This window comes from Erwinia sp. PME.40.26/001, assembly GCF_055556675.1.
In genome coordinates this window covers 55,629-80,918 of sequence record NZ_JBVHNP010000011.1, presented here as the reverse complement: position 1 = coordinate 80,918, position 25,290 = coordinate 55,629, and the positions used below count along the sequence as shown (strand labels likewise).

General features: G+C 56.0%; 26 protein-coding genes. 18 read left to right on the top strand and 8 right to left on the bottom strand.

Annotation, left to right across the window (positions count from 1 at the left end):
• Positions 1 to 127 precede the first annotated feature (127 nt).
• Both recN and nadK read right to left on the bottom strand, forming a co-directional pair.
• Entirely contained in the window at positions 128 to 1,789 is a 1,662-nt protein-coding gene (recN, locus tag ACZ3HG_RS20755; RefSeq protein ID WP_465334227.1) for a DNA repair protein RecN, read from the bottom strand.
• An 86-nt stretch (positions 1,790 to 1,875) separates the two neighbouring features.
• Entirely contained in the window at positions 1,876 to 2,754 is an 879-nt protein-coding gene (gene nadK / locus ACZ3HG_RS20750; protein ID WP_191934656.1) for an NAD(+) kinase, read from the bottom strand.
• A gap of 123 nt (positions 2,755 to 2,877) precedes the next feature.
• Between nadK and grpE the strand changes: the two genes are divergently transcribed.
• Positions 2,878 to 3,459 carry a nucleotide exchange factor GrpE gene (grpE, locus tag ACZ3HG_RS20745; protein ID WP_191934657.1) on the top strand — a complete coding sequence of 194 codons (582 nt, stop codon included), beginning with the start codon at positions 2,878 to 2,880 and terminating at the stop codon, positions 3,457 to 3,459.
• Between the two features lie 77 nt (positions 3,460 to 3,536).
• Here the strand turns inward: grpE and ACZ3HG_RS20740 are convergent, their stop codons facing one another.
• Both ACZ3HG_RS20740 and ung read right to left on the bottom strand, forming a co-directional pair.
• Positions 3,537 to 5,102 carry a methyl-accepting chemotaxis protein gene (locus tag ACZ3HG_RS20740; RefSeq protein ID WP_191936874.1) on the bottom strand — a complete coding sequence of 522 codons (1,566 nt, stop codon included), beginning with the start codon at positions 5,100 to 5,102 and terminating at the stop codon, positions 3,537 to 3,539.
• A 183-nt stretch (positions 5,103 to 5,285) separates the two neighbouring features.
• Positions 5,286 to 5,972, bottom strand: a complete 687-nt coding sequence (gene ung / locus ACZ3HG_RS20735; RefSeq protein WP_465334224.1) for a uracil-DNA glycosylase — start codon at positions 5,970 to 5,972, stop codon at positions 5,286 to 5,288.
• Positions 5,973 to 6,261: 289 nt separating this feature from the next.
• Here ung and grcA point away from each other — a divergent pair, with 289 nt between their 5' ends.
• Positions 6,262 to 6,645: an autonomous glycyl radical cofactor GrcA gene (gene grcA / locus ACZ3HG_RS20730; RefSeq protein ID WP_062744584.1), complete on the top strand. Its 384-nt coding sequence runs from the start codon at positions 6,262 to 6,264 to the stop codon at positions 6,643 to 6,645.
• Between the two features lie 227 nt (positions 6,646 to 6,872).
• Here grcA and srmB read toward each other — a convergent pair whose 3' ends face one another.
• Positions 6,873 to 8,201 carry an ATP-dependent RNA helicase SrmB gene (gene srmB, locus ACZ3HG_RS20725; protein ID WP_191934660.1) on the bottom strand — a complete coding sequence of 443 codons (1,329 nt, stop codon included), beginning with the start codon at positions 8,199 to 8,201 and terminating at the stop codon, positions 6,873 to 6,875.
• Positions 8,202 to 8,333: 132 nt separating this feature from the next.
• Here srmB and trmN point away from each other — a divergent pair, with 132 nt between their 5' ends.
• The gene (gene trmN / locus ACZ3HG_RS20720) at positions 8,334 to 9,071 is read left to right on the top strand and encodes a tRNA(1)(Val) (adenine(37)-N(6))-methyltransferase TrmN (RefSeq protein ID WP_465334221.1); all 738 of its coding nucleotides are present in this window, start codon (positions 8,334 to 8,336) and stop codon (positions 9,069 to 9,071) included.
• On the opposite strand, the gene nadB is transcribed toward trmN, so the two are convergent.
• Positions 9,072 to 10,673 carry an L-aspartate oxidase gene (gene nadB / locus ACZ3HG_RS20715; protein WP_465334218.1) on the bottom strand — a complete coding sequence of 534 codons (1,602 nt, stop codon included), beginning with the start codon at positions 10,671 to 10,673 and terminating at the stop codon, positions 9,072 to 9,074.
• A 471-nt stretch (positions 10,674 to 11,144) separates the two neighbouring features.
• Between nadB and rpoE the strand changes: the two genes are divergently transcribed.
• The 11 genes from rpoE to acpS all read left to right on the top strand — a co-directional run bounded on the left by rpoE (position 11,145) and on the right by acpS (position 20,471).
• Complete coding sequence (gene rpoE / locus ACZ3HG_RS20710; RefSeq protein WP_062744587.1) at positions 11,145 to 11,720, top strand: RNA polymerase sigma factor RpoE; 576 nt, start codon at positions 11,145 to 11,147, stop codon at positions 11,718 to 11,720.
• 29 nt (positions 11,721 to 11,749) lie between these two features.
• On the top strand, positions 11,750 to 12,400 hold the full coding sequence (gene rseA, locus ACZ3HG_RS20705; protein WP_191934663.1) for an anti-sigma-E factor RseA: 651 nt from the start codon (positions 11,750 to 11,752) through the stop codon (positions 12,398 to 12,400).
• Positions 12,400 to 13,356: a sigma-E factor regulatory protein RseB gene (gene rseB, locus ACZ3HG_RS20700; RefSeq protein WP_191934664.1), complete on the top strand. Its 957-nt coding sequence runs from the start codon at positions 12,400 to 12,402 to the stop codon at positions 13,354 to 13,356. The genes rseA and rseB overlap by 1 nt, the downstream gene beginning before the upstream one ends.
• A complete protein-coding gene (rseC, locus tag ACZ3HG_RS20695; RefSeq protein WP_191934665.1) occupies positions 13,353 to 13,817 on the top strand; it encodes a SoxR-reducing system protein RseC in 465 nt (154 codons plus the stop codon). Before rseB ends, rseC begins: the two co-directional genes overlap by 4 nt.
• Positions 13,818 to 14,055: 238 nt before the next feature.
• Positions 14,056 to 15,855 carry a translation elongation factor 4 gene (gene lepA, locus ACZ3HG_RS20690; protein ID WP_191934666.1) on the top strand — a complete coding sequence of 600 codons (1,800 nt, stop codon included), beginning with the start codon at positions 14,056 to 14,058 and terminating at the stop codon, positions 15,853 to 15,855.
• A 29-nt stretch (positions 15,856 to 15,884) separates the two neighbouring features.
• Entirely contained in the window at positions 15,885 to 16,820 is a 936-nt protein-coding gene (lepB, locus tag ACZ3HG_RS20685) for a signal peptidase I (RefSeq protein ID WP_062744592.1), read from the top strand.
• 139 nt (positions 16,821 to 16,959) lie between these two features.
• The gene (rnc, locus tag ACZ3HG_RS20680) at positions 16,960 to 17,640 is read left to right on the top strand and encodes a ribonuclease III (RefSeq protein ID WP_191934667.1); all 681 of its coding nucleotides are present in this window, start codon (positions 16,960 to 16,962) and stop codon (positions 17,638 to 17,640) included.
• On the top strand, positions 17,637 to 18,542 hold the full coding sequence (era, locus tag ACZ3HG_RS20675) for a GTPase Era (protein ID WP_062744594.1): 906 nt from the start codon (positions 17,637 to 17,639) through the stop codon (positions 18,540 to 18,542). Before rnc ends, era begins: the two co-directional genes overlap by 4 nt.
• Positions 18,543 to 18,547: 5 nt before the next feature.
• A complete protein-coding gene (gene recO, locus ACZ3HG_RS20670; RefSeq protein ID WP_191934668.1) occupies positions 18,548 to 19,285 on the top strand; it encodes a DNA repair protein RecO in 738 nt (245 codons plus the stop codon).
• 74 nt (positions 19,286 to 19,359) lie between these two features.
• On the top strand, positions 19,360 to 20,091 hold the full coding sequence (pdxJ, locus tag ACZ3HG_RS20665) for a pyridoxine 5'-phosphate synthase (protein WP_191934669.1): 732 nt from the start codon (positions 19,360 to 19,362) through the stop codon (positions 20,089 to 20,091).
• A complete protein-coding gene (gene acpS, locus ACZ3HG_RS20660) occupies positions 20,091 to 20,471 on the top strand; it encodes a holo-ACP synthase (protein ID WP_191934670.1) in 381 nt (126 codons plus the stop codon). The genes pdxJ and acpS overlap by 1 nt, the downstream gene beginning before the upstream one ends.
• Here acpS and ACZ3HG_RS20655 read toward each other — a convergent pair.
• Positions 20,468 to 20,722 carry a YfhL family 4Fe-4S dicluster ferredoxin gene (locus tag ACZ3HG_RS20655; protein ID WP_191934826.1) on the bottom strand — a complete coding sequence of 85 codons (255 nt, stop codon included), beginning with the start codon at positions 20,720 to 20,722 and terminating at the stop codon, positions 20,468 to 20,470. The two genes, acpS and ACZ3HG_RS20655, sit on opposite strands and share 4 nt — an antisense overlap.
• A 57-nt stretch (positions 20,723 to 20,779) precedes the next feature.
• Positions 20,780 to 21,619, bottom strand: coding sequence for a MurR/RpiR family transcriptional regulator (locus ACZ3HG_RS20650; RefSeq protein WP_062744608.1), 840 nt, complete (start codon positions 21,617 to 21,619; stop codon positions 20,780 to 20,782).
• A 187-nt stretch (positions 21,620 to 21,806) separates the two neighbouring features.
• Between ACZ3HG_RS20650 and murQ the strand changes: the two genes are divergently transcribed.
• From murQ to tadA, 4 genes are read left to right on the top strand one after another with little or no spacing between them, the layout of a single operon-like run.
• Complete coding sequence (gene murQ, locus ACZ3HG_RS20645) at positions 21,807 to 22,703, top strand: N-acetylmuramic acid 6-phosphate etherase (protein ID WP_191934671.1); 897 nt, start codon at positions 21,807 to 21,809, stop codon at positions 22,701 to 22,703.
• Positions 22,704 to 22,723: 20 nt separating this feature from the next.
• The gene (locus tag ACZ3HG_RS20640) at positions 22,724 to 24,088 is read left to right on the top strand and encodes a PTS transporter subunit EIIC (RefSeq protein ID WP_465334211.1); all 1,365 of its coding nucleotides are present in this window, start codon (positions 22,724 to 22,726) and stop codon (positions 24,086 to 24,088) included.
• 3 nt (positions 24,089 to 24,091) lie between these two features.
• Positions 24,092 to 24,730 carry a phosphatidylglycerophosphatase C gene (gene yfhb, locus ACZ3HG_RS20635; protein ID WP_191936870.1) on the top strand — a complete coding sequence of 213 codons (639 nt, stop codon included), beginning with the start codon at positions 24,092 to 24,094 and terminating at the stop codon, positions 24,728 to 24,730.
• Positions 24,731 to 24,779: 49 nt separating this feature from the next.
• Positions 24,780 to 25,259 carry a tRNA adenosine(34) deaminase TadA gene (tadA, locus tag ACZ3HG_RS20630; RefSeq protein ID WP_191934674.1) on the top strand — a complete coding sequence of 160 codons (480 nt, stop codon included), beginning with the start codon at positions 24,780 to 24,782 and terminating at the stop codon, positions 25,257 to 25,259.
• The last annotated feature ends 31 nt before the right edge of the window (positions 25,260 to 25,290 follow it).

The window sequence follows — 25,290 nt, the reverse complement described above, 5'->3', positions numbered from 1 at the left end:
GGTCTTTCGGGTTTATCATTTTGCAACGATGATACCGCGTAACTTGCCGATGATAATAAACCTTTCCGTAGTTTAAAACCTCTACGGAGCAACGATATGACCACAAAGTGGTGAAAAAGTGCAATGGTCAGGCGGCTAAAAGTTCTTTTGCGTTGGCCAGCGTGTTGCGCGTCACCTCGCTACCGCCGAGCAGACGCGCCAGCTCCTGCAGACGTGAACGCTTATCCAGTGGTCGCATATGCGTCTCGGTCATTGCACCATCGGTCTCTTTGCTGACGTAGAAATGCTGATGGCCACAGCCAGCCACCTGCGGCAGATGGGTCACGCACATCACCTGAGTCGACTCGCCCAGCTGACGCAGCATTTTGCCCACAACGGCAGCGGTTGGTCCGCTGATGCCCACATCGACTTCATCGAAAATCAACGCTGGCGTATCCATCTTACGTGCGGTAATCACCTGAATCGCCAGTGCAATGCGCGACAGCTCGCCGCCGGAGGCGACTTTGCCCAACGGCTGAACCGGCTGGCCCGGGTTAGTACTGACCCGGAAATCAATGCGGTCAGCGCCTTCGGCCGTCAGGTGTTCAGGGTTGAACTGAAGCTCAATGGTAAAGCGACCGTGCGGCATCGACAGCGTGTGCATACTCTCGGTGATCAGCGTACTCAGTTCAGCGGCAAAGTGCACCCGGCGGTCATGCAGTTCCTGTGCGCACTGAAGTGCGGCAGCGTAGTGCAGGCTAACCGCCTGGCTGAGTTCATCCTGATCGCTTTCCTGCTGGTTGAGTAAGTGCTGTTCTGCCAGCAGTTGCTGGTGGAACTGCGGCACCTCTTCCGGGGCAATATGGTGCTTACGGCCCAGGCCGATCTGACGCGACAGGCGCTGTTCCAGTTCGTGCAGGCGGTTGGGGTCGAGATCCAGCCGGTCGCAGTAGTGGCGAAGCTCATCGCTGGCCTCACTGATCTGAATGGCGGCTTCCTCCAGCATGGCTGATACGCCGCTGAGTTTGTCATCCATTTCCGTCAGCTCCGTCATCAGCTGGCGTGCCGTATACAGTTGGCTCTGCAGGTTATTCTCTTCGCCGTCAGCCAGCATCAGCAGCGTCTGCTGGCTGGTGGAGAGCAGCTGACCGCTATTAGCCAGGCGTTTGTACTCGTCGTCGATCTGCTCATACTCACCACTGACCGGTGCAAACTCGTTCAGCTCTTTCAGCTGATACTGCAACAGTTCACGACGGGCTTCACGCTCCTGTGACTGCTGCTGATGCTGTGCCAGCGTCCGGCAGCTCTGATGCCACTGGCGGTAGTGGCGGGCCATGTTTTGCATCAGCAGGGGTTCGCCTGCATAGGCATCCAGCAGGGCTTTCTGATGTTCGGGTTTTAACAGGAGCTGGTGGGCATGCTGGCCGTGGATTTGGATCAATGTCTGGCCAAGCTCACGCAGCTGCGAGAGCGGGACGGCCGTGCCGTTGATAAAGCCACGTGACCGGCCGTCGCTGCTGATCACACGCCGCAGCAGGCACTCGTTGCCATCATCCAGCTGATTTTCAATCAACCAGCGCTGGGCTGGTGGGGTATCTTTCAGCGAGAAGCGCGCACAGATATCGGCGCGGGCGGCCCCCTGACGCACCATATCTGCTTCGGCACGACCACCCAGACACAGCCCCAGCGCATCAATAGCAATGGACTTACCCGCACCGGTTTCACCGGTGATGGCCGTCATTCCGCGCTGAAAGTCGATCTCCAGCTCGCGTACAATAGCGAAATTACTGATGGTCAGTTGTGCCAGCATAGTTGTCTTCCTGTATGAAAACACAGATATGGTTTTTCATACAGTATATACTGGTTTTATAAACAGTAAACCCGCCGGGGACAGATTTAGAATAATTTTTTTGACCAGCCTAGTTTTGAGCTTAATGTGTTGAAATAATTATAGTTTTTCGGGTGTATCAGATTCAGGTGATAATCGCTGCGGCGGATTAAGACATCTTCTCCCTGCTGGATGGGCAGCGCTATCTGGCTGTCACAGCTAATCTCCAGGTCGCTGCGCATGTGGGAAAAACGCAGGCGAATGGTGCTGCTGCTGTTGATCACCAGCGGGCGGGCTGACAGGGTATGCGGGAACATCGGGACGATAGCAATCGCATCCAGCGTCGGCATCAAAATGGGGCCACCCGCCGACAGTGAGTAGGCCGTGGAGCCGGTAGGGGTCGAGATGATCAGGCCGTCTGAGCGCTGGGAAAAGGCAAAGTTCTCGTCGATATACACCTCGAATTCGATCATATGCGCCACTTTTCCCGGATGCAGCACCACTTCATTGATGGCTGTTCCGACGCGCGGGGTACCGGACTGTCGGCAGACCTGTGCTTCCAGCAGGAAGCGGCTTTCAACGAAATAGTCTCCCTCCAGGACTTCGGCAAGCTGCTGCTGGGCATTATCGGGATCGAGGTCGGTGAGAAACCCGAGATTGCCACGGTTAATACCAATCACCTTGATATCGTAGCGCGCCAGTACCCTGGCCGCGCCCAGCATATTGCCATCGCCCCCGACCACCACCGCCAGATCCGCCTTGCGGCCAATCTCTGCCAGCGTTCCGGTCTCTACGCCTTCCAGTTTTAACTCACGCGCAATCTGCTGCTCAATAATCACCTGGTAGCCGCGCGCCGTAAGCCAGCGATACAGCATTTCATGGGTGGTCAGGGCGGTAGGGTGGCGTGGATGGCCGACGATACCGATGCAGTTGAAGTGGTTATTCATGTTCCTGGCATTCCTCACGAGGTAAACTCCCCCGACAATGTGACTGGTTCCCTTGAAACCGCGATTCTGATCCCCATAATAAGCGAACCAGCGAGATGAATATGCACAAACGCGGAGAAATTCATGAGTAGTAAAGAACAGAACACACCTAACGAGCAAGTCTCAGACGAAATTGAGATGGAACAGGCACAAACCCAGGACGCGGAGACAGCTGAAGTGATCGATCCGCGGGATGAACGTATTGCCGAACTGGAAGCACAGCTGGCCGAGTCTCTGGGCGGCGTGCGTGAAGCCCAGCTTCGTGCTCAGGCTGAGATCGAAAACATCCGTCGCCGTACCGAGCAGGATGTCGAAAAAGCGCATAAATTTGCGCTGGAAAAATTCGCCAACGAGCTGCTGCCAGTGATTGACAGCCTGGAGCGCGCGCTGGAAGTGGCCGATAAAACCAATCCTGAGCTGGCCTCAATGATTGAAGGCATTGAACTGACCATGAAATCCCTGCTGGGCGCGGTGCGCAAGTTTGGCGTGGAAGTGGTCGGGGACATCAATGTACCGTTCAACCCGGAAGTACACCAGGCGATGTCGATGATGGAGTCTGAAGACGTGGCCCCTAATCACGTGATGATGGTGATGCAGCGGGGTTATACCCTGAATGGTCGCCTGCTGCGTCCGGCGATGGTCGCCGTGGCGAAAGCGAAAAGCTGATCCTGCCAGGGGCGACTTTAACGGTCGTCCCTGACTGCAATAGCCGCATTATGCGGCTATTTTTTTGTCAGAAATCCCTACGCGTAAGCCGGTTCATTCACCTTAAATGCGCGGATAGCCAGGGAGAGCTGCTCTGCCTGCTCCTGCATTGACTGGGCAGCGGCGGCGGATTCATTCACCAGCGCGGCATTTTGCTGCGTGACCTGATCCATCTGGGTGATGGCGCGGTTAATCTCATCAATTCCGCTGCTTTGCTCGGCGCTGGCGATGGTGATCTCGCTAATAATCCCGGTAACGTTTTTTACGCTGGTCAGCACTTCGTCCATCGTCATCCCTGCCTTTGCCACCTGACGCCCCCCTTCATCCACCCGGGAGACCGAGTCCTGAATGAGCTGGGCAATCTCTTTCGCGGCCGAGGCCGACCGCTGCGCCAGGCTGCGCACCTCAGAGGCCACCACGGCAAAGCCACGGCCCTGTTCACCAGCACGCGCCGCTTCGACTGCTGCATTCAGTGCCAGGATATTGGTCTGGAAAGCGATGCCGTCAATCACGCTGATAATGTCGACGATCTTCTTCGACGAGCCGTTAATCATCTCCATGGTGTTCACCACCTGCCTGACGGCATCCCCACTCTGGATCGCCACCTGAGAGGCCTGAGCGGCCAGCAGATTGGCCTGATGGGCGTTACCGGCATTCTGTTTCACCGTTGAGGTAATTTGCTCCATGGCGGAAGCGGTCTCCTCCAGTGAACTGGCCTGCTGTTCGGTACGGGAAGAGAGGTCCATATTCCCTGCTGAAATCTCGCCAGAGGCGGTGGCGATCAGGTCGGTACCGGCACGCACGTCATTAACGATTTTTAGCAGGTTTTCATTCATGTTTTTCAGCGCCATCATCAGCTGACCGGTCTCATCGGTAGAGGTCACCTGGATGAGAGTACGCAGGTCACCAGCGGCGACATTTTCCGCCACGCTCACCGCTTCCCGCAGCGGGCGTACAATCGAACGGGTCAGCAAATAGCCCAGCACAACGGCCATGGCTACCGCCAGCAGCGAGAAGATCAGCGTTACCCGGATGGCCGTTGAGGCATCGCTGACCGCATTCGCCCCTTCAGCCTGCAGCTGCCCGGACTGGGAGTCGGCAAATCTGACCACGATATCGAGAAACGCATTCTGGCTGGTGGTGATTTTTCGCAGAACATACTCGGTGGCAGGGGCAACCTCTCCGGTACGGATCAGCGCGATCAGCGTCTGCTTATCCTGCTCGAAGCGCTGTGCTGCCGCTTTCACCTCCTGAATTTTCTTAATGCCGATTTCGGTGCTTTGCAGTCGCGCGATGTTATCAATGGCGGCATTGGTTTTCTGCGTGGCGCTGTCCAGCTGGCCAAAGCGTTTAGCGTTTTTCTCCGGGGTGGCGGCGTCCAGCACCATGCCGCGTAAAAACTTAATCTGATCGTTGACCCCGTCGCGTACGTCAAAGGCCAGGCGAACTTTGAGGTAACGGTCGCTGACAATGCTGTCTACCGTGCGGTTAATGTTGCCAATTTTAAGCGTGGCGGTAGCGCTGACGACGATTAACAGCAGTATGATCAGGGCAAAGGCGGCCCCGAGGCGAACGCCTACTTTCATATTTTTCACAGATAACATTCGTTATTTCCCCTGAATAGATTCCAGCCCGTGTCGGGAACATGGATATGCTCCCTGAAGCCGATCAAATCGGCAGGAAGTGGGAAATCTTGATAAAAAATGTGACGTAAATCGCCTTATTACGTGTGGAAATGTTAACAGCGGGGACGGTAGCTGTTGCAGGGGGCAGCCCCCTGCCTGGGGTTATGACGCTGCGGGCAACCGGGGGACCCAGTCGATGGGCGTTTCACCCTGCTCACTGAGCAGCTGATTGGTTGTCGAAAAGTGAGCAGAGCCGAAGAAACCTCGGTGTGCGGAAAGCGGGGAAGGGTGTGGAGCCTGCAGCACGTGATGGCGGCTGCGGTCAATAATGCTGCCCTTTTTCTGCGCGTGCGACCCCCACAACAGGAACACTACGCCTTCCCGATGCTGATTAATGGCGGCGATAACGTTGTCTGTAAAGGTTTCCCAGCCGAATTTCGCATGGGAATGCGCCTTACCCGCCTCCACCGTCAGCACGGTGTTAAGCAGCATCACGCCCTGACGCGCCCAGCTCTCAAGAAATCCGTGCTGCGGGCGTTCAAAGCCGGGAATATCTGTGACCAGCTCTTTGTACATATTCACCAGCGAGGGCGGTACCGCGACTCCGGGCAGAACGGAAAACGCCAGTCCGTGCGCCTGATTTGGACCGTGATAGGGATCCTGACCCAGGATGACCACCTTAACGTCGCCAAGTTCGGTCAGGCGAAAAGCGTTAAACACGTCTTTTTGCGGGGGATAGACGGTCTTACCCGCCGCACGCTCTGCGGCAACCATGGCCAGCGTCTCTCTGAAATAAGGTTTCTCTTTTTCATCTGCCAGCACATCGTGCCACGTCATGGTATTCACCACTGCCGTCTCCTTTCATTCATCAAAGCGCGTAGCTTAACGCGCTTTACCGGACGGTGACACTTAAAAAATAATTGAAAATTTGCAGAAAAAGCGGAATTTATCGTGGTGATAAAATTGATATAAAACAGAAAGTTGCCCTTTCAGGCCCCGCGATGCCTGGCCAGGGGTTGATTTGTATCAAAGAGCCTCTTTCCCGGTGCTGGTATACAGAACCGATAAGATCACGGTTTTTTCATCAACCTGGCGCTGATAATGGCTATCAGTGCCTTATTGCCTGGGAGGCGACACTATGATTACTGGAATTCAAATTACTCAAGCAAGCAACAGCGCATTACTGAACTCTTTCTGGCTGCTGGACAGTGACACTGCAGAAGCACGCTGCGTCTGTGCGAAAGCTGGTTACAGCGAAGATCAGGTCGTGCCGGTCAGCGACCTCGGCCAGATTGAATACCGTGAAATTCCTCTGGAAGTGAAGCCAGAGGTTCGCGTAGAGGGTGGCCAGCACCTGAATGTGAACGTCCTGAGCCGTGAAACGCTGGAAGAGGCCGTGAAGCATCCGGAGAAATACCCGCAGCTGACGATCCGTGTTTCCGGCTATGCTGTCCGTTTTAACTCACTGACGCCAGAACAGCAGCGTGACGTGATTACCCGCACCTTTACAGAAAGCCTGTAACCCCCGACGGGGCAGGTTAACAGGGCGGCAGGTGAATAACTCACCTGTCGCCTTTTTTATTAACTTTTTGATAACAAAGCACGATTTGACTTCCCTGCCAGCGAGCGTGCCGGAGAATATGAGAAAAGGGCCTGACGCGGGTTATTGCCTGGCATCAGCCCTGTTTCTGCCGGTTTGAGGCAAAAAAAAACTGCCCTAACAGGGCAGTTTTTTGTCAGGCAGTGTGATTATTCAGCACTGTCCGTTTTTGTCGCGGTTGGCTTACGCCGTTTACCCACGTTTTTAGCATCGCGGTGGCGCTCTTTAACGCGCGGTTTTTCTTCCAGCTTCTCTTTATCTTTCAGCTCTTTGCGCTTCGCCAGTACTTTCTTCGACGGCTTGCCTTTGAGTTTTTCACTCGGTGCGCGGGTTGTCGGTCGCATCCCATCAATGGTGCGCGCTTTCAGCGGCTCCTTGATGTAGCGGCAGATCCTGCCGAGCAGCATGTTGTCATGCGCTTCCACCAGTGAAATCGCAATACCCTTTTTACCCGCGCGGCCGGTACGGCCAATACGGTGCAGGTAGGTGTCAGCGGTGACCGGCATGTCGAAGTTAAATACGTGGCTGACATCATCAATGTCGATTCCGCGGGCGGCGATATCGGTCGCCACCAGCACGTTAACGCGGCCTTCAGCAACGCGCTTAATCGCCTCGTTACGCTTCGCCTGCACCAGTTCCCCTTCCAGATAGCTGGTGTTGATCCCGGCTTCACGCAGCCAGCCACACAGCTCATGCACGCGCTCACGCTTACGCACGAAGACCACGGCACGGGTGACTTCCGGCTGTTTCATCAGCTGGATTAACAGTGCGGTTTTATGTTTGATGTCGTCCGCACGGTAGTACCACTGCTGGATTTTCTTGCGCTCACGGCGCGCCGGGTCGGCTTCGATCTCAATGGGCTCTTTCAGAATGCGCTCGGCGAAATCTTTAATCGCTTCGCCTTCCAGCGTGGCGGAGAACAGCAGGGTCTGCTTGCGCCAGCGTGTTTCAGCCGCGATGGTTTCGATGTCCTGGGCAAAGCCCATATCGAGCATGCGGTCTGCTTCATCAAGCACCAGCGTTTCAACCGCACGACAGTCAAAGTTCTCTTCTTTGATGTACTGCAGCAGACGTCCGGTGGTGGCGACCACGATGTCCTGGTTTTCGCTGAACACTTCAGCATGGTTCATATACGCCACGCCGCCGGTGATGGTGGCAATATCCAGGTGCGTGTGTTTCGCCATTTCACGCGCCTGGTCTGCGACCTGCATAGCCAGTTCGCGGGTCGGGGTCAGGATCAAAATGCGCGGCGGGCCGGACTTCTTACGCGGGAAGTCGAGCAGATGTTGCAGTGCGGGCAGCAGGTAGGCCGCAGTCTTGCCTGTACCGGTTGGTGCCGAACCCAGAACGTCGCGACCCTCCAGTGCTGCCGGAATGGCTTCTGCCTGAATGGCAGTAGGGCGCGTATAGCCTTTCTCCTGCAGGGCTTGCAGCAGGCTCTCGTCTAGTTCGAGTTCGGAAAAAGTGGTTACAGTCATGGTCTACCTCAGTTTGGGGCGCTGATTATAGACAGATTGAACACGATCTTCATCTGTTTGTGTGGAGTTAATGACTTTTCCTTCGTCGCGGATTGTCCTATGCTAGCGCCGTTTCCCTTTCAGGTCAGTCAAATGTCACAACAGAAAGCCATTCTCCGCGCCAACGGTTTTACCTTCAAACAGTTTTTTGTTGCCCACGATCGCTGTGCCATGAAAGTCGGCACTGACGGTGTGCTGCTGGGGGCATGGGCGCCTGTGGCCGGTGTTCAACGCGTGCTGGATATCGGCAGCGGCAGCGGCCTGATTGCCCTGATGCTGGCGCAGAGAACCACGGCGTCGGTGGACATTGATGCTGTTGAGCTGGATCCGGCGGCGGCGGAACAGGCGCAGGAAAATGTGGCAGAATCTCCGTGGCCGACAAGAGTTCATGTCCATCAGGCAAATATTGTTGAGTGGGCGCAGCACTGTGAGCAGCGCTATTCACTGATTGTCAGTAATCCACCCTATTTTTCACCAGGTTCAGAATGTGCCTCCCCGGAACGGGCGTCGGCACGTTATACCAATGACCTGACGCACGACGTCCTGCTGATGTGTGCTGAAAACCTGATTGCGGAGGAGGGGTTCTTCTGCGTGATCCTGCCGGAGTCGGCGGGCAGTCAGCTGATTGAACAGGCGCTTCAGCGCGGCTGGCACCTGCGCTTTCGGACCGATGTCTCAGATAACGATACCCGGCCGCCTAACCGGGTTCTTCTGGCGCTGTCCCCGCAGCCCGGCGAGCAGTTGCTGGATCGCATGACCATACGCGGGCCGGATCATCAGTATTCTGACGCTCACTGCAGCCTGACCCGCGACTTCTACCTGTTCCGATAATTATGGCCTGAGGATGGTCGGCAGCGCTTTGCCCAGGGTCTCCGGATAGTCGAGGGTGTAATGCAGGCCCCGACTCTCTTTACGCGCCATCGCGCAGCGTACCATCAGCCCGGCGACCTGAGCCAGGTTGCGTAACTCCAGCAGGTTATTCGAGATGCGGAAATGCGCGTAATACTCATCAATTTCCTGCTGCAGGGTGTTGATACGACGCAGCGCGCGCTCCAGCCGCTTGGTGGTGCGCACAATCCCCATATAGTCCCACATAAATAACCGTAGCTCGTGCCAGTTGTGCTGGATCACCACGCGCTCGTCGGAATCATCCACCCGGCTTTCATCCCAGGCGGGCAGGGCATCGACCATCGCCACCTGTGGCAGGCGACGGCTGATATCCTCCGCCGCGGACCAGCCGTAGACCAGGCATTCGAGCAGGGAGTTGGAGGCCAGACGGTTTGCACCGTGCAGCCCGGTATAGCTGACTTCACCAATGGCGTACAAACCGCTGAGATCGGTACGCCCCTGCTGGTCGACCATCACGCCACCGCAGGTATAATGCGCCGCCGGAACAATGGGGATTGGCTGCGTCGTCAGGTCAATGCCCAGCGTCAGCAGTTTTTCGCAGATGGTCGGAAAATGCGCGCGTATAAACGCCGGCGGCTGGTGGCTGATGTCCAGATACATACAGTCAGCGCCGAGCCGCTTCATTTCGTGATCAATTGCCCGCGCCACAATATCGCGCGGAGCCAGCTCGCCGCGTTCATCAAAGTCAGGCATAAAGCGGGTACCGTCCGGGCGCTTCAGCACGGCCCCTTCGCCCCGCAGCGCCTCGGTCAGCAGAAAGTTACGCGCATCCGGGTGGAACAGGCAGGTGGGATGGAACTGATTAAACTCCAGATTCGCCACCCGGCAGCCGGCACGCCACGCCATGGCAATGCCATCGCCAGAGGCCACGTCGGGGTTGGTGGTGTACTGATACACTTTTGCCGCCCCTCCGGTAGCCAGCACCACGGCGCGCGCGCGGCAGGTCTCAACGGCTTCCCGCTTGCGGTTCCAGATGTATGCCCCCACGACGCGGCGCTCACCCGGCAGGCCGATCTTATCGGAGACGATCAGGTCGACGGCGTTGCCGCGCTCAATCAGGGTAATATTCGGGTGGCTTAACGCCTGGCTGACCAGCGTGCTTTCCACCGCTTTTCCGGTGGCATCTGCGCTGTGCAGAATACGGCGGTGGCTGTGGCCCCCTTCGCGGGTCAGGTGATAGCGTTCCTCGCTGTTTAGCGGCGTTTCTTTATCAAACAGCATGCCCTTATCAATCAGCCACTGTACGCAGTGGCGGGCGTTACTGGCGATGAACGAGACGGCCTCCCGTTCACACAGGCCGCCTCCGGCAATCAGCGTATCTTCAACATGAGATTCAATGCTGTCAGTTTCATCAAATACGGCGGCAATACCGCCCTGGGCATAGAACGTAGAGCCTTCGCTAACCGGGCCTTTACTCAGTACGGTTACCTGATGCTTTTCAGCCAGGCGCAGCGCCAGGGATAACCCCGCCGCGCCGCTACCAATAATCAGCACATCACAGCAGTAATCAGAAGAATCAGTCATGTTGTTTAATTTACTAAACAGGTGGTTTGTTGAGCATAACACTCACCTCTCCCGGCAAAAAGGCTTTTTATCGCGACGCCTCAGGGGGCGGACAGGGCAGGCCTCAGCCCAGAAATGACCTTATTCCTGGTAAGGAAAACGACGGCATGACGCGATTTACCCGACTAACGGTCACTTAATGACGCGATAATATGGTGAAAAAGCTGGCTTCTTGCGGTACTCTGCGGGCGTCATCAGGCTCCCGGATGATGACATTTCGGGAGTCCGGAGAGGCAGTGGCTGACAAATCAGTGAGAATGCATAATAAAGCGTGCTGGTTTGTAAATGTCTCCGTATGACACGACAAAAATAATGGCGTAATGGAACTTTCCTGATGAAAATGACTCAGATTGCATGCTCGTTCATAAAGATTGAGTTTTTACTGGAAGTGGGATTACGCGTGGAGACAAGTTTGGGGAGACATTACCTCGGATGAGCGAGCAGTTAACGGATCAGGTTCTCGTTGAACGAGTGCAGAAAGGAGATCAGAAGTCATTCAATTTACTGGTAGTCCGCTATCAGCATAAAGTGGCGAGCCTGGTTTCACGCTATGTGCCGTCTGGAGATGTCCCTGATGTAGTGCAGGAGTCGTTTATTAAAGCCTACCGTGCGCTGGAATCTTTCCGCGGCGACAGTGCTTTTTACACCTGGCTCTATCGGATTGCCGTCAATACGGCCAAAAATTACCTGGTGGCTCAGGGTCGCCGTCCACCGTCAAGCGACGTGGATGCTATCGACGCCGAAAATTTTGAAAGTGCAGGAGCACTAAAAGAAATTTCGAACCCTGAGAACTTAATGTTGTCGGAAGAATTGAGACAAATAGTTTTTCGCACCATCGAGATGTTACCCGAAGACTTGCGTATGGCTATCACCCTACGTGAACTCGATGGCCTGAGCTATGAAGAGATAGCCGTGATCATGGATTGCCCGGTTGGTACGGTTCGTTCACGTATTTTCCGCGCCCGTGAAGCTATTGATAATAAAATTCAACCGCTTATCCAACGCTAGCGATAGCGACACAGGAAGGGTATTGAGGCATGCAGAAAGAACAACTTTCCGCTCTTATGGACGGTGAAACGCTGGATAATGAAGTGATGTCCGCGTTGTCTAAAGACGTTGTGCTGCAGAAAAACTGGGAAAGCTACCACCTAATCCGCGACACCATGCGCGGTGATATCCCACAGCAGCTCGATTTTGATATCTCAGCCCGCGTGATGGCTGTGATTGAAAATGAGCCTGCTAAAGCGGTGACCCGTCTGATACCGGAAGCGCAGCCAAAACCTGAAGAAGCGGCTGCGATGCCGTTCTGGGCGAAAGTGCGCCCCTGGGCGGCGCAGATTACCCAGATTGGCGTGGCCGCATGCGTCTCACTGGCCGTGATTGTCGGTGTTCAGCAGTACAACAAACCGGTCGAAGGTCAGTCCTCCGATTCACCGGTGTTTAACACGCTGCCGATGATGGGGCAGGCGTCGCCTGTCAGCCTGGGCGTACCCGCTGAAAATGCCAGTGCGCCAGCGAACAGCAACCAGCAGGTGCAGGATCAGCGCCGTCGCGTAAATGCGCTGCTGCAGGATTACGAATTACAGCGTCGCCTGCATGCTGAACAACTGCAGTTTGATCAAAGTCCTGACCAGCAGGCTGCTGCTCAGGTTCCGGGTAATCAGTCGTTAGGAATGCAATCGCAGTAATGAAGCAGCTTTGGTGCGCCGTCAGCCTTATCGCTGGCAGCCTGATTTACTCCTCCTCCGCCCCGGCCGCGCAAACGCCATCCGGGGCGTTGTTACATCAGATGGAGCAGGCCAGCCAGTCACTCAGCTATGAACTTGCCTATATCAATGTCTCGCGGCTGGGCATTGAGTCACTACGCTACCGTCATGCCGTCATCGACAACAAAACGTATGCACAGCTGTTGCAGATGGATGGCCCGCGTCGGGAAATCATTCAGCGTGGTAAAGAGGTCAGCTTTTTTGAGTCAGGTCTGCAACCCTTTACGATGGCGGGCGATCATATTGTCGACTCGCTGCCCGCACTGGTCTATGCCGACTTTCAGCAACTTTCTGCCACCTATGATTTCGTCTCAGTAGGGCGTACGCGTATTGCCGATCAGCTCTGTGAAGTGATCCGTATTGTGCCGCGAGACGGCACCCGCTACGGCTATATTGTCTGGCTGGACAGCGACACGAAACTGCCCCTTCGGGTTGATCTCCTCGATCGTGATGGCGAAACGCTGGAACAGTACCGGGTGGTAAGCTTTGCCGTCGATGATGGTGTAAGCAAGCTGTTGCAGGGGCTGCAGGACGCCAAACTTCCTCCGCTGTCGTCAGTGCCGACAGGCGGTGCGGTGACCTTTAACTGGAAATCAGGCTGGCTTCCGGCCGGCATGAAGGAAGTGGCACAAAGCCGCCGTCAGCTGCCCTCGCTCGACCGTCCGGTTGAAACGCGACTCTATTCTGACGGCCTGTTCAGTTTCTCGATCAACATTACCCTGGCCGATAAAACCAGTTCTCCGCAGCAATTGCGCACGGGGCGACGTACGGTTCTGACGGAAGTGCGCAATAATGCAGAGATAACGGTCGTGGGGGAACTTCCGCCAGCGACCGCTAAACGTATTGCTGATGGCGTTGTCCTGGGGGCAGCACAATGATGAGAGAATGGGCGACGGTCGTGTCGTGGCAGAACGGTATTGCCACGTTACACTCCGAAATAAAAACCTCCTGCAGTAGCTGTTCCGCGCGTAAAGGCTGCGGCAGCCACATGCTCGATAAGCTGGGTCCGAAAAATGCGCACGTGATGAAAATCGCCAGCGCGGCACCGCTGGTGCCCGGCCAGCGGATTGAACTGGGCATAGCGGAAAGCAGCCTGCTGAGTTCGGCGTTTCTGGTCTATATGACCCCGCTGATCGGGCTGTTTGCCCTCGCCGGTGTTTTTCAGATGCTGTTTCACAGCGATCTGGCCGCGGCATGCGGTGCGCTATTAGGCGGCGTAGGCGGTTTTATTATTGCAAAAGGTATCTCCGCTATGCTGGGGCGTTCGGCCTCATTTCAACCGGTGATCCTCAGCGTGGCGCTACCGCCCGATGCCATACACATCACCACGGATGCCTGATCGGCGCGCGGACGGCTGGCGATATTTTTCTGCCGACCGTCTTATTTCACCCGCTAATAATCCTCATTTCCCTTTCATTACGGCAGGGCAAATCGTATTGCCTGACCGTGACGATTCCACCCCTTTGATATGTAGTGTAGAATGCTGCCTTTCGGGCCATCGTTCGCCTGTGATATCACGCTCTCCTGACTTCGCATCGCGAGAGTTCCAGAATTTGTAAGGCAGAAAAATCTCAATAATGAAGCACATAAGAAACTTTTCTATCATCGCCCACATCGACCACGGTAAATCAACGCTCTCTGACCGTCTGATCCAGATTTGTGGGGGGTTGACCGAACGTGAAATGGCTGCGCAGGTTCTGGATTCCATGGATTTAGAACGTGAGCGTGGCATCACCATTAAAGCGCAGAGCGTGACGCTCGATTACCATTCGCCAGATGGTAAAACTTACCAGCTCAATTTTATCGACACCCCGGGACACGTCGACTTCTCCTATGAAGTTTCGCGTTCTCTGGCCGCCTGTGAAGGCGCATTGCTGGTGGTAGATGCAGGGCAGGGTGTGGAAGCTCAGACTCTGGCCAACTGCTACACCGCGATGGAAATGGAACTGGAAGTCGTACCTGTACTGAATAAAATCGATCTGCCGGCCGCCGATCCTGACCGCGTGGCTCAGGAAATTGAAGATATCGTCGGGATTGACGCGACGGATGCCGTACGCTGTTCAGCGAAAACCGGTATTGGTGTGCCTGACGTGCTCGAGCGACTGGTGCGTGATATTCCGCCGCCGGAAGGCGATCCGGACGGTCCGCTGCAGGCGCTGATTATCGACTCATGGTTCGATAACTACCTCGGTGTGGTCTCGCTGGTGCGTATTAAAAACGGCACCATGCGTAAAGGCGAGAAAATTAAGGTTATGAGCACCGGTCAGGTATATAACGCCGACCGTCTGGGCATCTTCACGCCGAAACGCGTGGATACCGACGTGCTGAACTGCGGCGAAGTGGGCTGGCTGGTCTGTGCCATCAAAGACATTCTGGGTGCGCCAGTCGGGGATACCCTGACGCAGGCCCGTAATCCGGCAGATAAAGCATTACCCGGGTTCAAAAAGGTCAAGCCGCAGGTTTACGCTGGCCTGTTCCCGATCAGCTCCGATGATTATGAAGCCTTCCGTGATGCGCTGGGTAAACTCAGCCTGAACGATGCCTCGCTGTTCTATGAGCCAGAGAGCTCCACCGCGCTGGGCTTCGGCTTCCGTTGTGGCTTCCTCGGCCTGCTGCACATGGAAATCATTCAGGAACGTCTGGAGCGCGAGTACGATCTCGAACTGATCACCACCGCGCCGACCGTTGTCTACGAAGTGGTTACCACGGATAACCAGACTATTTACGTCGACAGCCCGGGCAAACTGCCGCCGCTGAACAATATTGAAGAACTGCGTGAGCCGATTGCCGAGTGTCACATGCTGTTGCCGCAGGAATTCCTGGGTAACGTCATCACGCTGTGCATCGAAAAACGCGGCGTGCAGACCAACATGGTTTACCACGGTAATCAGGTCGCACTGACGTATGAAATCCCGATGGCGGAAGTGGTGCTCGATTTCTTCGACCGCCTGAAATCCACCTCACGTGGGTATGCTTCACTGGATTACAACTTCAAGCGTTTCCAGGCTTCCAACATGGTACGCGTCGATGTCTTGATCAACTCCGAGCGTGTCGATGCGCTGGCGCTGATCACCCATAACGACAACGCACCGTACCGTGGCCGTGACCTGGTAGAGAAGATGAAAGAGTTGATCCCGCGTCAGCAGTTCGACATTGCGATTCAGGCGGCGATTGGTAACCACATTATCGCCCGCTCTACGGTGAAACAGCTACGTAAAAACGTGCTTGCCAAATGTTATGGCGGCGACGTCAGCCGTAAGAAAAAACTGCTGCAGAAACAGAAAGACGGTAAGAAGCGCATGAAGCAAGTGGGTAACGTTGAGTTACCGCAGGAAGCGTTCCTTGCCATTCTCCACGTGGGTAAAGACAGTAAATAAACCCCTCTTTGGGTGTTAAGGGAACTGGAATGGCTAATATGTTCGCCCTGATTCTGGCGATAGCAACGCTGATCACCGGCATTGTCTGGTGTATCGACAAGTTTAAATGGGCACCGGCGCGGCGCGCCAAACGTGCAGAAGCACAGGCACAGGGTATCGAAGCGACGAAGGCTGACAAACAGCCAGGTTGGGTGGAAACCACCGCATCGGTCTTCCCGGTTCTGTTCGTGGTGTTTGTGGTGCGTTCGTTTATTTATGAGCCGTTCCAGATCCCCTCCGGTTCAATGATGCCAACGCTGCTGATTGGTGATTTTATCGTGGTGGAAAAATTTGCCTACGGTATTAAAGATCCGATCACCCAGACGACGCTGATCCCTACGGGTCATCCAAAGCGTGGGGATATTGCGGTGTTTAAATACCCGAAAGATCCCAGCATGGATTACATTAAGCGGGTGATCGGTTTACCGGGCGACCGGGTAACCTATGATCCCCTGAGTAAAACGGTCTCCGTACAGCAGTCGGCCAGCGCCGTGCCGGTCACTTACTCAGACGTGGAAGAGAGCGACTTTATTCAGACCTTCAGCGGCTATAGCGGTAACGAACGCGGCAATGGTTTCTTCCAGGTCCCCAAAGGGGAGTCGATGCAGGGCGGCATTCGTTTAGCCACTCGTAACGAGACGCTGGGCGACGTCACCCACCGTATCCTGTTGATCGCTCAGGCACCAAGCCAGCCTGGGTCCTACTATCAGCAGCCAGGACAGCCGCAGTCAAGCTGGGTAGTTCCTGAGGGGATGTACTTTATGATGGGCGACAACCGTGATAACAGCGCTGACAGCCGTTACTGGGGTTTCGTTCCGGAACGTAATCTGGTAGGCAAAGCGACAGCCATCTGGATGAGCTTCGACAAGCAGGAAGGGGAATGGCCAACCGGCGTGCGCCTGAGCCGCATCGGTGGCATCCACTAATGTTCGCCTGCGGGCGGCATTAACAACGGGTGGCCTGTCATCCTGGCAGGCCACTGCACACGAAACAGATCGTGTTGGTGTTCAGGTTCAGCCCTGTTCCGTGTGCAGCATAATTGACGCATTAAGAAATTGGTAACGCATGAACCCCATCGTAATAAATAAGCTTCAACGTAAGCTGGGCTACACTTTTACTCATCAGGAATTGTTGCAGCAGGCGCTGACTCACCGTAGCGCCAGCAGTAAACACAACGAAAGACTGGAATTCCTGGGCGACTCAATTCTTAGTTATGTGATTGCTAATGCCCTTTATCAGCGCTTCCCGCGCGTGGATGAAGGTGACATGAGTCGGATGCGCGCCACGCTGGTTCGCGGTAACACGCTGGCCGAAATGGCACGGGAATTTGACCTTGGCGAATGTCTGCGCCTGGGGCCTGGTGAACTGAAAAGCGGCGGCTATCGCCGCGAATCGATTCTGGCTGACACTGTCGAAGCGCTGATTGGCGGGGTTTTCCTCGACAGCGATATTCAGACGGTAGAACAGCTGATCCTGAGCTGGTACGCCAGCCGTCTGGATCAGATCAGCCCGGGCGATAAACAAAAGGATCCAAAAACGCGTCTGCAGGAGTTCTTGCAGGGTCGCCATCTGCCTCTGCCCTCCTATCTGGTGGTGCAGGTGCGTGGCGAAGCGCACGATCAGGAATTTACTATTCACTGTCAGGTAAGCGGCATGGCAGAACCGGTTGTGGGAACCGGGTCAAGCCGTCGCAAAGCTGAACAGGCAGCAGCCGAACAGGCGCTGATTAAGCTGGGAATTGAATGAACGAACAAACTACCCATTGCGGCTTTATTGCTATTGTAGGCCGTCCGAACGTTGGTAAATCTACCTTACTGAACCAGTTACTGGGACAGAAGATTTCCATTACCTCGCGTAAGCCACAAACCACGCGCCACCGCATTATGGGCATCCATACGGAAGGGGAATATCAGGCGATTTATGTCGATACCCCGGGCCTGCATATGGAAGAGAAGCGGGCGATTAACCGCCTGATGAACCGTGCTGCCAGCAGCTCGATCGGTGACGTTGAAATGGTGATCTTCGTCGTGGAAGGCACCAAATGGACCGCCGATGACGAGATGGTGCTGAACAAGTTAAAAGACGGCAGAGTGCCGGTACTGCTGGCGATCAATAAAGTCGACAACATTACCGATAAAAGCATCCTGCTGCCGCACCTGCAGTTCCTGGGTTCACAAATGAACTTCATGGACGTGGTGCCGATCTCAGCCGAAAAAGGCACTAACGTTGATACCATCGCCAGCATCGTGCGCAAACGTCTGCCGGAAGCCGAACATCACTTCCCGGAAGATTACATCACCGATCGTTCTCAGCGCTTTATGGCGTCGGAAATTATCCGTGAAAAGCTGATGCGTTTCCTGGGGGCTGAACTGCCTTATTCTGTGACGGTAGAAATTGAACAGTTCCTCACCAATGAGCGCGGTGGCCTGACCATTAACGGTCTGATTCTGGTGGAACGCGAAGGTCAGAAGAAGATGGTCATTGGTAACAAAGGTGCCAAAATCAAAGTGATTGGTACCGAGGCCCGTCGGGACATGGAAGAGATGTTCGAGGCGAAAGTGCACCTTGAATTGTGGGTGAAAGTGAAGTCCGGCTGGGCGGATGATGAACGCGCCTTACGCAGCCTGGGCTATACCGACGACCTCTGAACCTGATGGAAGGCTGGCAACGCGCATTTGTCCTGCATGGACGACCCTGGAGCGAAACCAGCCTGCTGCTTGACCTGTTTTCTGAACAGCATGGCAGGGTACGGGTGCTGGCCAAAGGCGCCCGTTCCAAACGTTCCAGCCTGAAAGGGGCACTGCAGCCTTTTACTCCGCTGCTGGTGCGCTGGGGAGGCCGTGGCGAGGTGAAAACCCTGCGTGGGGCTGAACCGGTCTCCCTTGCTCTCCCTCTCAGCGGTACCTCTCTCTACTGCGGCCTGTACGTTAACGAGCTCCTTTCCCGGGTGCTGGAACACGAGACGGCATTCAGCGAGCTCTTCTTCGACTATCTGCACTGCATTCAGACGCTGGCGTCGGATGCCGCTTCCCCTGAACCTGCGCTCCGGCGCTTTGAACTGGCGATGCTCGGCCACCTTGGCTACGGCGTAGATTTTCTGCACTGTGCAGGCAGCGGGGAAGAAGTGGCCGACGGCATGACCTACAGCTACCGCGAAGAGAAGGGCTTTATCGCCAGCCTGGTGGTGGGGCACCGCAGTTTCACCGGGCGTCATCTGCGTGCGCTGTACCAGCGTGACTTTCCAGATGCCGATACCCTGCGCGCGGCGAAGCGCTTTACCCGCATTGCCCTTAAGCCCTACCTCGGAGGAAAACCGTTGAAAAGTGCCGAACTGTTTCGGCAGTTTTTGCCGAGAAAACGACCAGATGCAGCGCTTCCGGGCGATGAATAGCCACCAGCCATACCCCTGTGTGCTGGGATCGTTGTACACTTCTTAAAACCCTTCGCGATTTTCTGAGGACTATCATGGCAGAGCTGTTGTTAGGCGTTAATATCGATCACATAGCCACCGTTCGTAATGCCCGTGGCACGCACTATCCCGATCCGGTTCAGGCCGCTTTTGTCTCTGAACAGGCGGGGGCCGATGGCATTACCGTCCACCTGCGGGAAGACCGCCGCCACATCACCGATCGTGACGTGCGCATTCTGCGTCAGACCATTCAGACCCGGATGAATCTGGAGATGGCTGTGACAGATGAGATGGTCGATATTGCCTGCGAGATCCTGCCGCACTTCTGCTGCCTGGTACCGGAGAAACGTGAAGAAGTGACCACCGAAGGCGGGCTGGACGTGGCCGGCCAGCAGGATAAAGTGACGGCTGCGGTAAAACGGCTGAATGATGCCGGCATCCTGGTATCACTGTTTATCGACGCTGACCATCGCCAGATTGATGCCGCCGTCGCCGCCGGCGCACCTTATATTGAGATCCATACCGGTGCTTACGCTGAAGCCGAAGAAGGCCCGGTACGCGAGGGTGAACTGGCGCGTATTGCTGAAGCGGCCACCTATGCCGCCGGAAAAGGCCTGAAGGTCAATGCCGGGCATGGCCTGACCTATCACAACGTACAGCCGGTTGCCGTACTGCCGGAGATGCACGAGCTGAATATCGGCCATGCCATTATCGGGCGTGCGGTGTTTAGTGGCCTGGCTGAGGCGGTGAAAGAGATGAAGCAGCTGATGCGGGAAGCGCGGCGTTAATGGCTATTCTCGGGCTCGGTTCTGACATTGTGGAGATTGCCCGTATCGAAGGGGTGATCTCCCGATCCGGCGACCGCCTGGCAAAACGCGTACTCAGTGCCAGTGAATGGGCGCAGTATCAGGCGCATCAGCAGCCGGTTCGCTTTCTGGCCAAGCGTTTTGCGGTAAAAGAGGCGGCGGCGAAAGCCTTTGGCACCGGGATAAGAGGTGGCCTGGCGTTCAATCAGTTTGAGGTTTATAACGACGAACTTGGCAAACCCGGACTGCGGTTTTTCCAGCAGGCCAGTGAAGTTGCGGCGAAGCTCGGGGTGGTTCACGTGCACGTCACGCTGGCTGATGAACGTCACTACGCCTGTGCGACGGTGATTATCGAAAGCTAGCCGGCAGGGTGCAGTTGCACAAACTTCTCCCACAGCTGGTCGGAACTTTCGCTGCGCTGCGGGTCGACAATAATGGTGTTATCGATGGGGCAAACCTGCTGGCAGGTGGGAGCGTCGTAGTGGCCGATGCATTCCGTGCAGCGGTCAGCATCGATTTCATAGTACTCGTCACCCATGGCGATCGCCTCGTTAGGGCACTCGGGTTCGCACATATCACAGTTAATACATTTCTTAGTGATCAGCAGCGCCATCGTTCTCTCATCCAGTAACCGGTTAAAGTGCGCGGGTATTATACGCACGCTGTCTGCTCAGACCAGCTTTTTCACCAGCGCTTCACTGTGACGGATATGGCTGGATGCGCGTTCCGGATCGCGTTGGATCAGCGCCATAAACAGCAGGTCGGTCAGCGCCAGCTGCGCGGTCGTGGAAGAGATGGCCGCGCTGCGCGTCGTCTGCTCTTCTGCCACGGTGTACAGGCAGTGGCTGGCTGCCTGCTGCAGGGTATTGGGCGTAAACCCGGTAAACGCCAGTACGGTAGCACCGATGCGCTGGGCTTCCTGCGCGGCCAGGTTAATTTCCCGGCGTTCCCCCGTGTAGGAGATAGCCAGCAGCACATCGCCCACCTCCAGGGCCTGAACGCTGGCCAGCAGGGCATGCATATCCTGCTCTGCCACCGCACTGATACCTATCTTCATCAGCTTCCAGGAAAAATCTTTTGCAACCAGGCCGGAAGCGCCGATACCTACCAGCACGATGCGTCTGGCCTGCTTCAGCAGGCGCAGCGTTTCCAGCAGCATCTCTTCACTGTTAATATCCAGCGTGGCGCGTATGGCGGAACATTTTTCGGTAAACAGCTTCTCCCCGACCACCTTTAGCGCATCGTCACTGAGGATGTGATTGTGAACGGTGATTGCATCCTTTTCGGTAAGGGACTCACTCAGTGCCAGCTTCAGTGCCGGAAACCCTTTGTAACCCAGTTTCTGAGCGAATTTCACCACGCTGGACTGACTGACCCCTGATTCATCGGCCAGCTTTTGTGAGCTCAGGTGGCGTGCGCGGTCCGGCTGCGACAGCAGATAGTCAGCAAGCCGACGTTCGTTCAGAGCCAGGCTGGGATAAAGCTGACGGATACGCAGCAGTGAACTCATCATTTTTCCTCTTACGAATCAGGCCCATCATATTGAATTATCTGTAATGATAACATTCAGTGCTCTAAGTCTAACGTGCCATTTAACGGTTTCCATGATTAAGAAGGGTAAAATGGCATGCGGCAAAGAATAAAATATTCGTATATATTAAATTTATTGTGAATTAAAAATTCTAAAAGGAGAAGTCATGGATCTTGGCTCACTGGTATCAGAAACGCGTAACCCGGATACGATCGATCTGGATAATCTGTCGACCTTAGAGATGGTATCCAGATTTAATCAGCAGGATGCCACCGTGGCGGACGCCGTCCGCCTGACGCTGCCGCAGGTGGCGCAGGCCGTTGATGCCGCCGCTGCCGCGCTCTCCGCCGGCGGCCGTCTGATCTATATGGGTGCCGGTACCAGCGGACGGCTGGGCGTGTTGGATGCGTCCGAATGTCCGCCCACCTTTGGCGTACCGCACGGGCTGATTGTCGGGCTGATTGCGGGCGGCCCGGGGGCGTTACTCAAGGCGGTGGAAGGCGCTGAGGATGATGAACAGCTGGGGATCGCTGATTTACAGGCGCTGAACCTGACCGCAAACGATATGGTGGTGGGGATTGCCGCCTCGGGGCGCACGCCTTACGTCATCGGTGCGCTGCGCTATGCCCGCCAGCAGGGCTGTCGTACGGCAGCGATCTCCTGCAATCCAGACTCCCCCATCGCCCGTGAAGCGCTGATTGCTATCTCACCCGTGGTCGGCCCGGAGGCGCTGACCGGCTCAACGCGGCTGAAGTCGGGAACGGCTCAGAAGCTGGTGCTGAATATGCTCTCTACGGGGGCCATGGTCAAAATCGGTAAGGTCTATCAGAACCTGATGGTGGACATGCAGGCGACTAATATCAAACTGATCGATCGCGCGCGGCGCATGGTGTGTGAGGCCACGGGCTGCGACGCGCAGCAGGCCGGGAACACCTTACAGCAGGCACAGTACGAAGTGAAAACCGCGATTTTAATGATTCTCGCCGATCTTCCGGCCGACCAGGCAAAACAGCGACTGGTTGCCTGCAACGGCTTTTTGCGCGCGGCACTCGCCAGCAACTAACGGCATAAAAAGGATCACCCATGGAAAAATCTCTCCAGCTGGCACAGGCATTACTGCAGGGCATTGGCGGCCCGGCCAATATTCTGCGACTGGAAAACTGTATGACGCGCGTGCGCGTTGAGGTCCGTGACGAAAGCCTGCTGATACCGCAAGAGCTGCGCCGGCTGGAAGGGGTGAAAGGCTACGTCAAGCAGGGCAGTCAGCACCAGCTTATCGTGGGGCCAGGAGCAGCGGCCAAAGTGACCGATGCGATGCGTACGCTGATTACCGCCCCCGGGGCGGCTGATGCAGCGGCGGTCGTCAGACAGAATAAGGCACAGGCGAAAGCGCAGTATCACGCCCCTTTCAGTGATGCGCTGCGCCAGCTGGCGAACGTCTTTATCCCGCTGATCCCGGCTTTTATTGCCTCCGGTTTGATCACCGGGCTGATTAATATCGTCAAACGTCCTGATATTGTGGGTAACCTTGCCACGCAGTACCCCAATATCATCGGGCTGGCGGCGATTTTCGGCAGTGCGGTATTCGCCATTATGAATATTCTGGTCGGTGTTAATACGGCCAAAGTTTTTGGCGGCTCTACCGCTCTCGGTGGTGTTATGGCGGGGATCCTTTCCAGCCCGGCGCTGGCGCAGATCACCCTGTTTGGCGAACCCCTCCAGCCCGGACGCGGTGGGGTGATCGCCGTATTGCTGGTGGTGGTCATGATGTGCTGGATTGAAAAGCGCCTCCGCCAGCGGCTGCCTGAGTCACTGGAGCTGATCCTTAATCCGCTTCTGACTACACTTATTACTGCATCACTGGCGATCGTGCTGTTACAGCCGCTGGGCGGTATGATCTCTGACGCTATTGCGCATGGGGCCACGCTGGCCATCGATCGCGGTGGTGTGCTGGCAGGTGCGATACTGGCAGGCACCTTTTTACCGCTGGTGCTCACCGGCCTTCACCAGGGTATGGTGCCAATTCACGTGGAGCTGGTGCAGGCGCACGGTTATAACGCACTGCTGCCTATCCTGGCGATGGCCGGAGTGGGCCAGGTCGGGGCTTCGCTGGCAGTATTAATGAAAACGCGCAATGCCAGGCTGAAAAAACTGGTTAAAGGGGCGCTGCCAGTGGGCATTCTCGGCGTGGGTGAGCCGCTGATTTTTGGCGTTACGCTTCCGCTGGGACGCCCTTTTATTGCGGCCTGCCTGGGCGGTGCGGTTGGCGGCGCCGTGATCGGTTATGCTAAGGTCGCTACCCTTATTACATTTGGGCTTTCCGGCCTGCCGCTGGCGATGACCATCGTGGCCGGTAAAGTGATGATGTATCTGGTGGGGTGGCTGACAGCCGTGATTTGCGGCTTCCTGTTTGCATGGTTTATGGGGTTCAACGACCCTGAGGAGTGAGGTTTGACAACCAGTCGGGAACGACGTGTGGTATTTTTTGACCTTGATGGCACCCTGCATCAGCAGGATATGTTCGGCACCTATATGCGCTGGCTGCTGTGGCGTCAGCCTCTGAACCTGCTGCTGGTTGCGCCTCTGCTACCGGTTATTGGTCTTGGCCTGCTGTTGAAGGGCCGCGCCGCACGCTGGCCAATGAGCCTGCTGCTGTGGTCAATCACCTTTGGCCACAGTGAGGCGCGTCTGAAGGCGCGTGAGCAGCAGTTTGCCCTCTGGTTCCGCCAGCGCGTGACGGCCTTCCCCGTGGTGCAGCAGCGGCTGACGGACTATCTCAGCAGTGAGGATGCCGACGTCTGGCTGATCACCGGGTCGCCGCAGCCCCTGGTGGAGCAGGTCTACTTCGATTCAGCATTTCTGCCGCAGGTTAAACTGATCGCCAGTCAGATGGGGCGAGCCTGGGGCGGGCGGGTGCTGGCAATGCGCTGCCTGGGCCATGAGAAGGTGGCGCAGCTGGAAGAGCAGATTGGGACTCCGCTGCAGCTTTACAGCGGTTACAGCGACAGTAAGCAGGACAACCCGTTACTGTTTTTTTGCCAGCACCGCTTCAGAGTTACCCCGGTGGGGGAGCTACAGCAACTGGAATAACCGACAATTGACGATATAATGTCGCGCTTTTTTTTTGCCGGAGACGCGGGTGACTGACAATAACGATGAATTCTGGATGCGCCATGCGCTGACACTGGCCAGGCGTGCCTGGGACGAGGGCGAAGTCCCTGTGGGCGCTGTGCTGGTGTATCAGGGGCGGGTGATTGGTGAAGGCTGGAACCGCCCGATCGGTCATCACGATCCAACGGCACACGCCGAGATGATGGCGATCCGGCAGGGGGGGAAGGTGATCGAGAACTATCGCCTGCTGGACACTACGCTGTATGTCACTCTGGAACCCTGCGTGATGTGCGCAGGGGCGATGATCCACGGGCGCGTGGGACGGTTAGTGTATGGCGCACGGGATGCAAAAACCGGGGCTGCGGGGTCACTGCTGGACGTTCTGGGGCATCCGGGAATGAATCATCACGTGCAGACTGAACAGGGGGTACTGGCGGAAGCGTGTGCTGCGCTGCTGAGCGACTTTTTCCGCCAGCGCCGGGCCGAAAAGAAGGCTCTCCGCCTCTAGAGGCCGGCCGTCTGTTCCGGTGCCTCCGTCC

What these genes read in the sequence shown, in the direction of transcription:
- recN (WP_465334227.1), bottom strand. Translation starts at nt 1,789, where the DNA reads ATGCTGGCACAACTGACCATCAGTAATTTCGCTATTGTACGCGAGCTG.
- nadK (WP_191934656.1), bottom strand. Translation starts at nt 2,754, where the DNA reads ATGAATAACCACTTCAACTGCATCGGTATCGTCGGCCATCCACGCCAC.
- grpE (WP_191934657.1), top strand. Translation starts at nt 2,878, where the DNA reads ATGAGTAGTAAAGAACAGAACACACCTAACGAGCAAGTCTCAGACGAA.
- ACZ3HG_RS20740 (WP_191936874.1), bottom strand. Translation starts at nt 5,102, where the DNA reads ATGTTATCTGTGAAAAATATGAAAGTAGGCGTTCGCCTCGGGGCCGCC.
- grcA (WP_062744584.1), top strand. Translation starts at nt 6,262, where the DNA reads ATGATTACTGGAATTCAAATTACTCAAGCAAGCAACAGCGCATTACTG.
- srmB (WP_191934660.1), bottom strand. Translation starts at nt 8,201, where the DNA reads ATGACTGTAACCACTTTTTCCGAACTCGAACTAGACGAGAGCCTGCTG.
- trmN (WP_465334221.1), top strand. Translation starts at nt 8,334, where the DNA reads ATGTCACAACAGAAAGCCATTCTCCGCGCCAACGGTTTTACCTTCAAA.
- nadB (WP_465334218.1), bottom strand. Translation starts at nt 10,673, where the DNA reads ATGACTGATTCTTCTGATTACTGCTGTGATGTGCTGATTATTGGTAGC.
- rpoE (WP_062744587.1), top strand. Translation starts at nt 11,145, where the DNA reads ATGAGCGAGCAGTTAACGGATCAGGTTCTCGTTGAACGAGTGCAGAAA.
- rseA (WP_191934663.1), top strand. Translation starts at nt 11,750, where the DNA reads ATGCAGAAAGAACAACTTTCCGCTCTTATGGACGGTGAAACGCTGGAT.
- rseB (WP_191934664.1), top strand. Translation starts at nt 12,400, where the DNA reads ATGAAGCAGCTTTGGTGCGCCGTCAGCCTTATCGCTGGCAGCCTGATT.
- rseC (WP_191934665.1), top strand. Translation starts at nt 13,353, where the DNA reads ATGATGAGAGAATGGGCGACGGTCGTGTCGTGGCAGAACGGTATTGCC.
- lepA (WP_191934666.1), top strand. Translation starts at nt 14,056, where the DNA reads ATGAAGCACATAAGAAACTTTTCTATCATCGCCCACATCGACCACGGT.
- lepB (WP_062744592.1), top strand. Translation starts at nt 15,885, where the DNA reads ATGGCTAATATGTTCGCCCTGATTCTGGCGATAGCAACGCTGATCACC.
- rnc (WP_191934667.1), top strand. Translation starts at nt 16,960, where the DNA reads ATGAACCCCATCGTAATAAATAAGCTTCAACGTAAGCTGGGCTACACT.
- era (WP_062744594.1), top strand. Translation starts at nt 17,637, where the DNA reads ATGAACGAACAAACTACCCATTGCGGCTTTATTGCTATTGTAGGCCGT.
- recO (WP_191934668.1), top strand. Translation starts at nt 18,548, where the DNA reads ATGGAAGGCTGGCAACGCGCATTTGTCCTGCATGGACGACCCTGGAGC.
- pdxJ (WP_191934669.1), top strand. Translation starts at nt 19,360, where the DNA reads ATGGCAGAGCTGTTGTTAGGCGTTAATATCGATCACATAGCCACCGTT.
- acpS (WP_191934670.1), top strand. Translation starts at nt 20,091, where the DNA reads ATGGCTATTCTCGGGCTCGGTTCTGACATTGTGGAGATTGCCCGTATC.
- ACZ3HG_RS20655 (WP_191934826.1), bottom strand. Translation starts at nt 20,722, where the DNA reads ATGGCGCTGCTGATCACTAAGAAATGTATTAACTGTGATATGTGCGAA.
- ACZ3HG_RS20650 (WP_062744608.1), bottom strand. Translation starts at nt 21,619, where the DNA reads ATGAGTTCACTGCTGCGTATCCGTCAGCTTTATCCCAGCCTGGCTCTG.
- murQ (WP_191934671.1), top strand. Translation starts at nt 21,807, where the DNA reads ATGGATCTTGGCTCACTGGTATCAGAAACGCGTAACCCGGATACGATC.
- ACZ3HG_RS20640 (WP_465334211.1), top strand. Translation starts at nt 22,724, where the DNA reads ATGGAAAAATCTCTCCAGCTGGCACAGGCATTACTGCAGGGCATTGGC.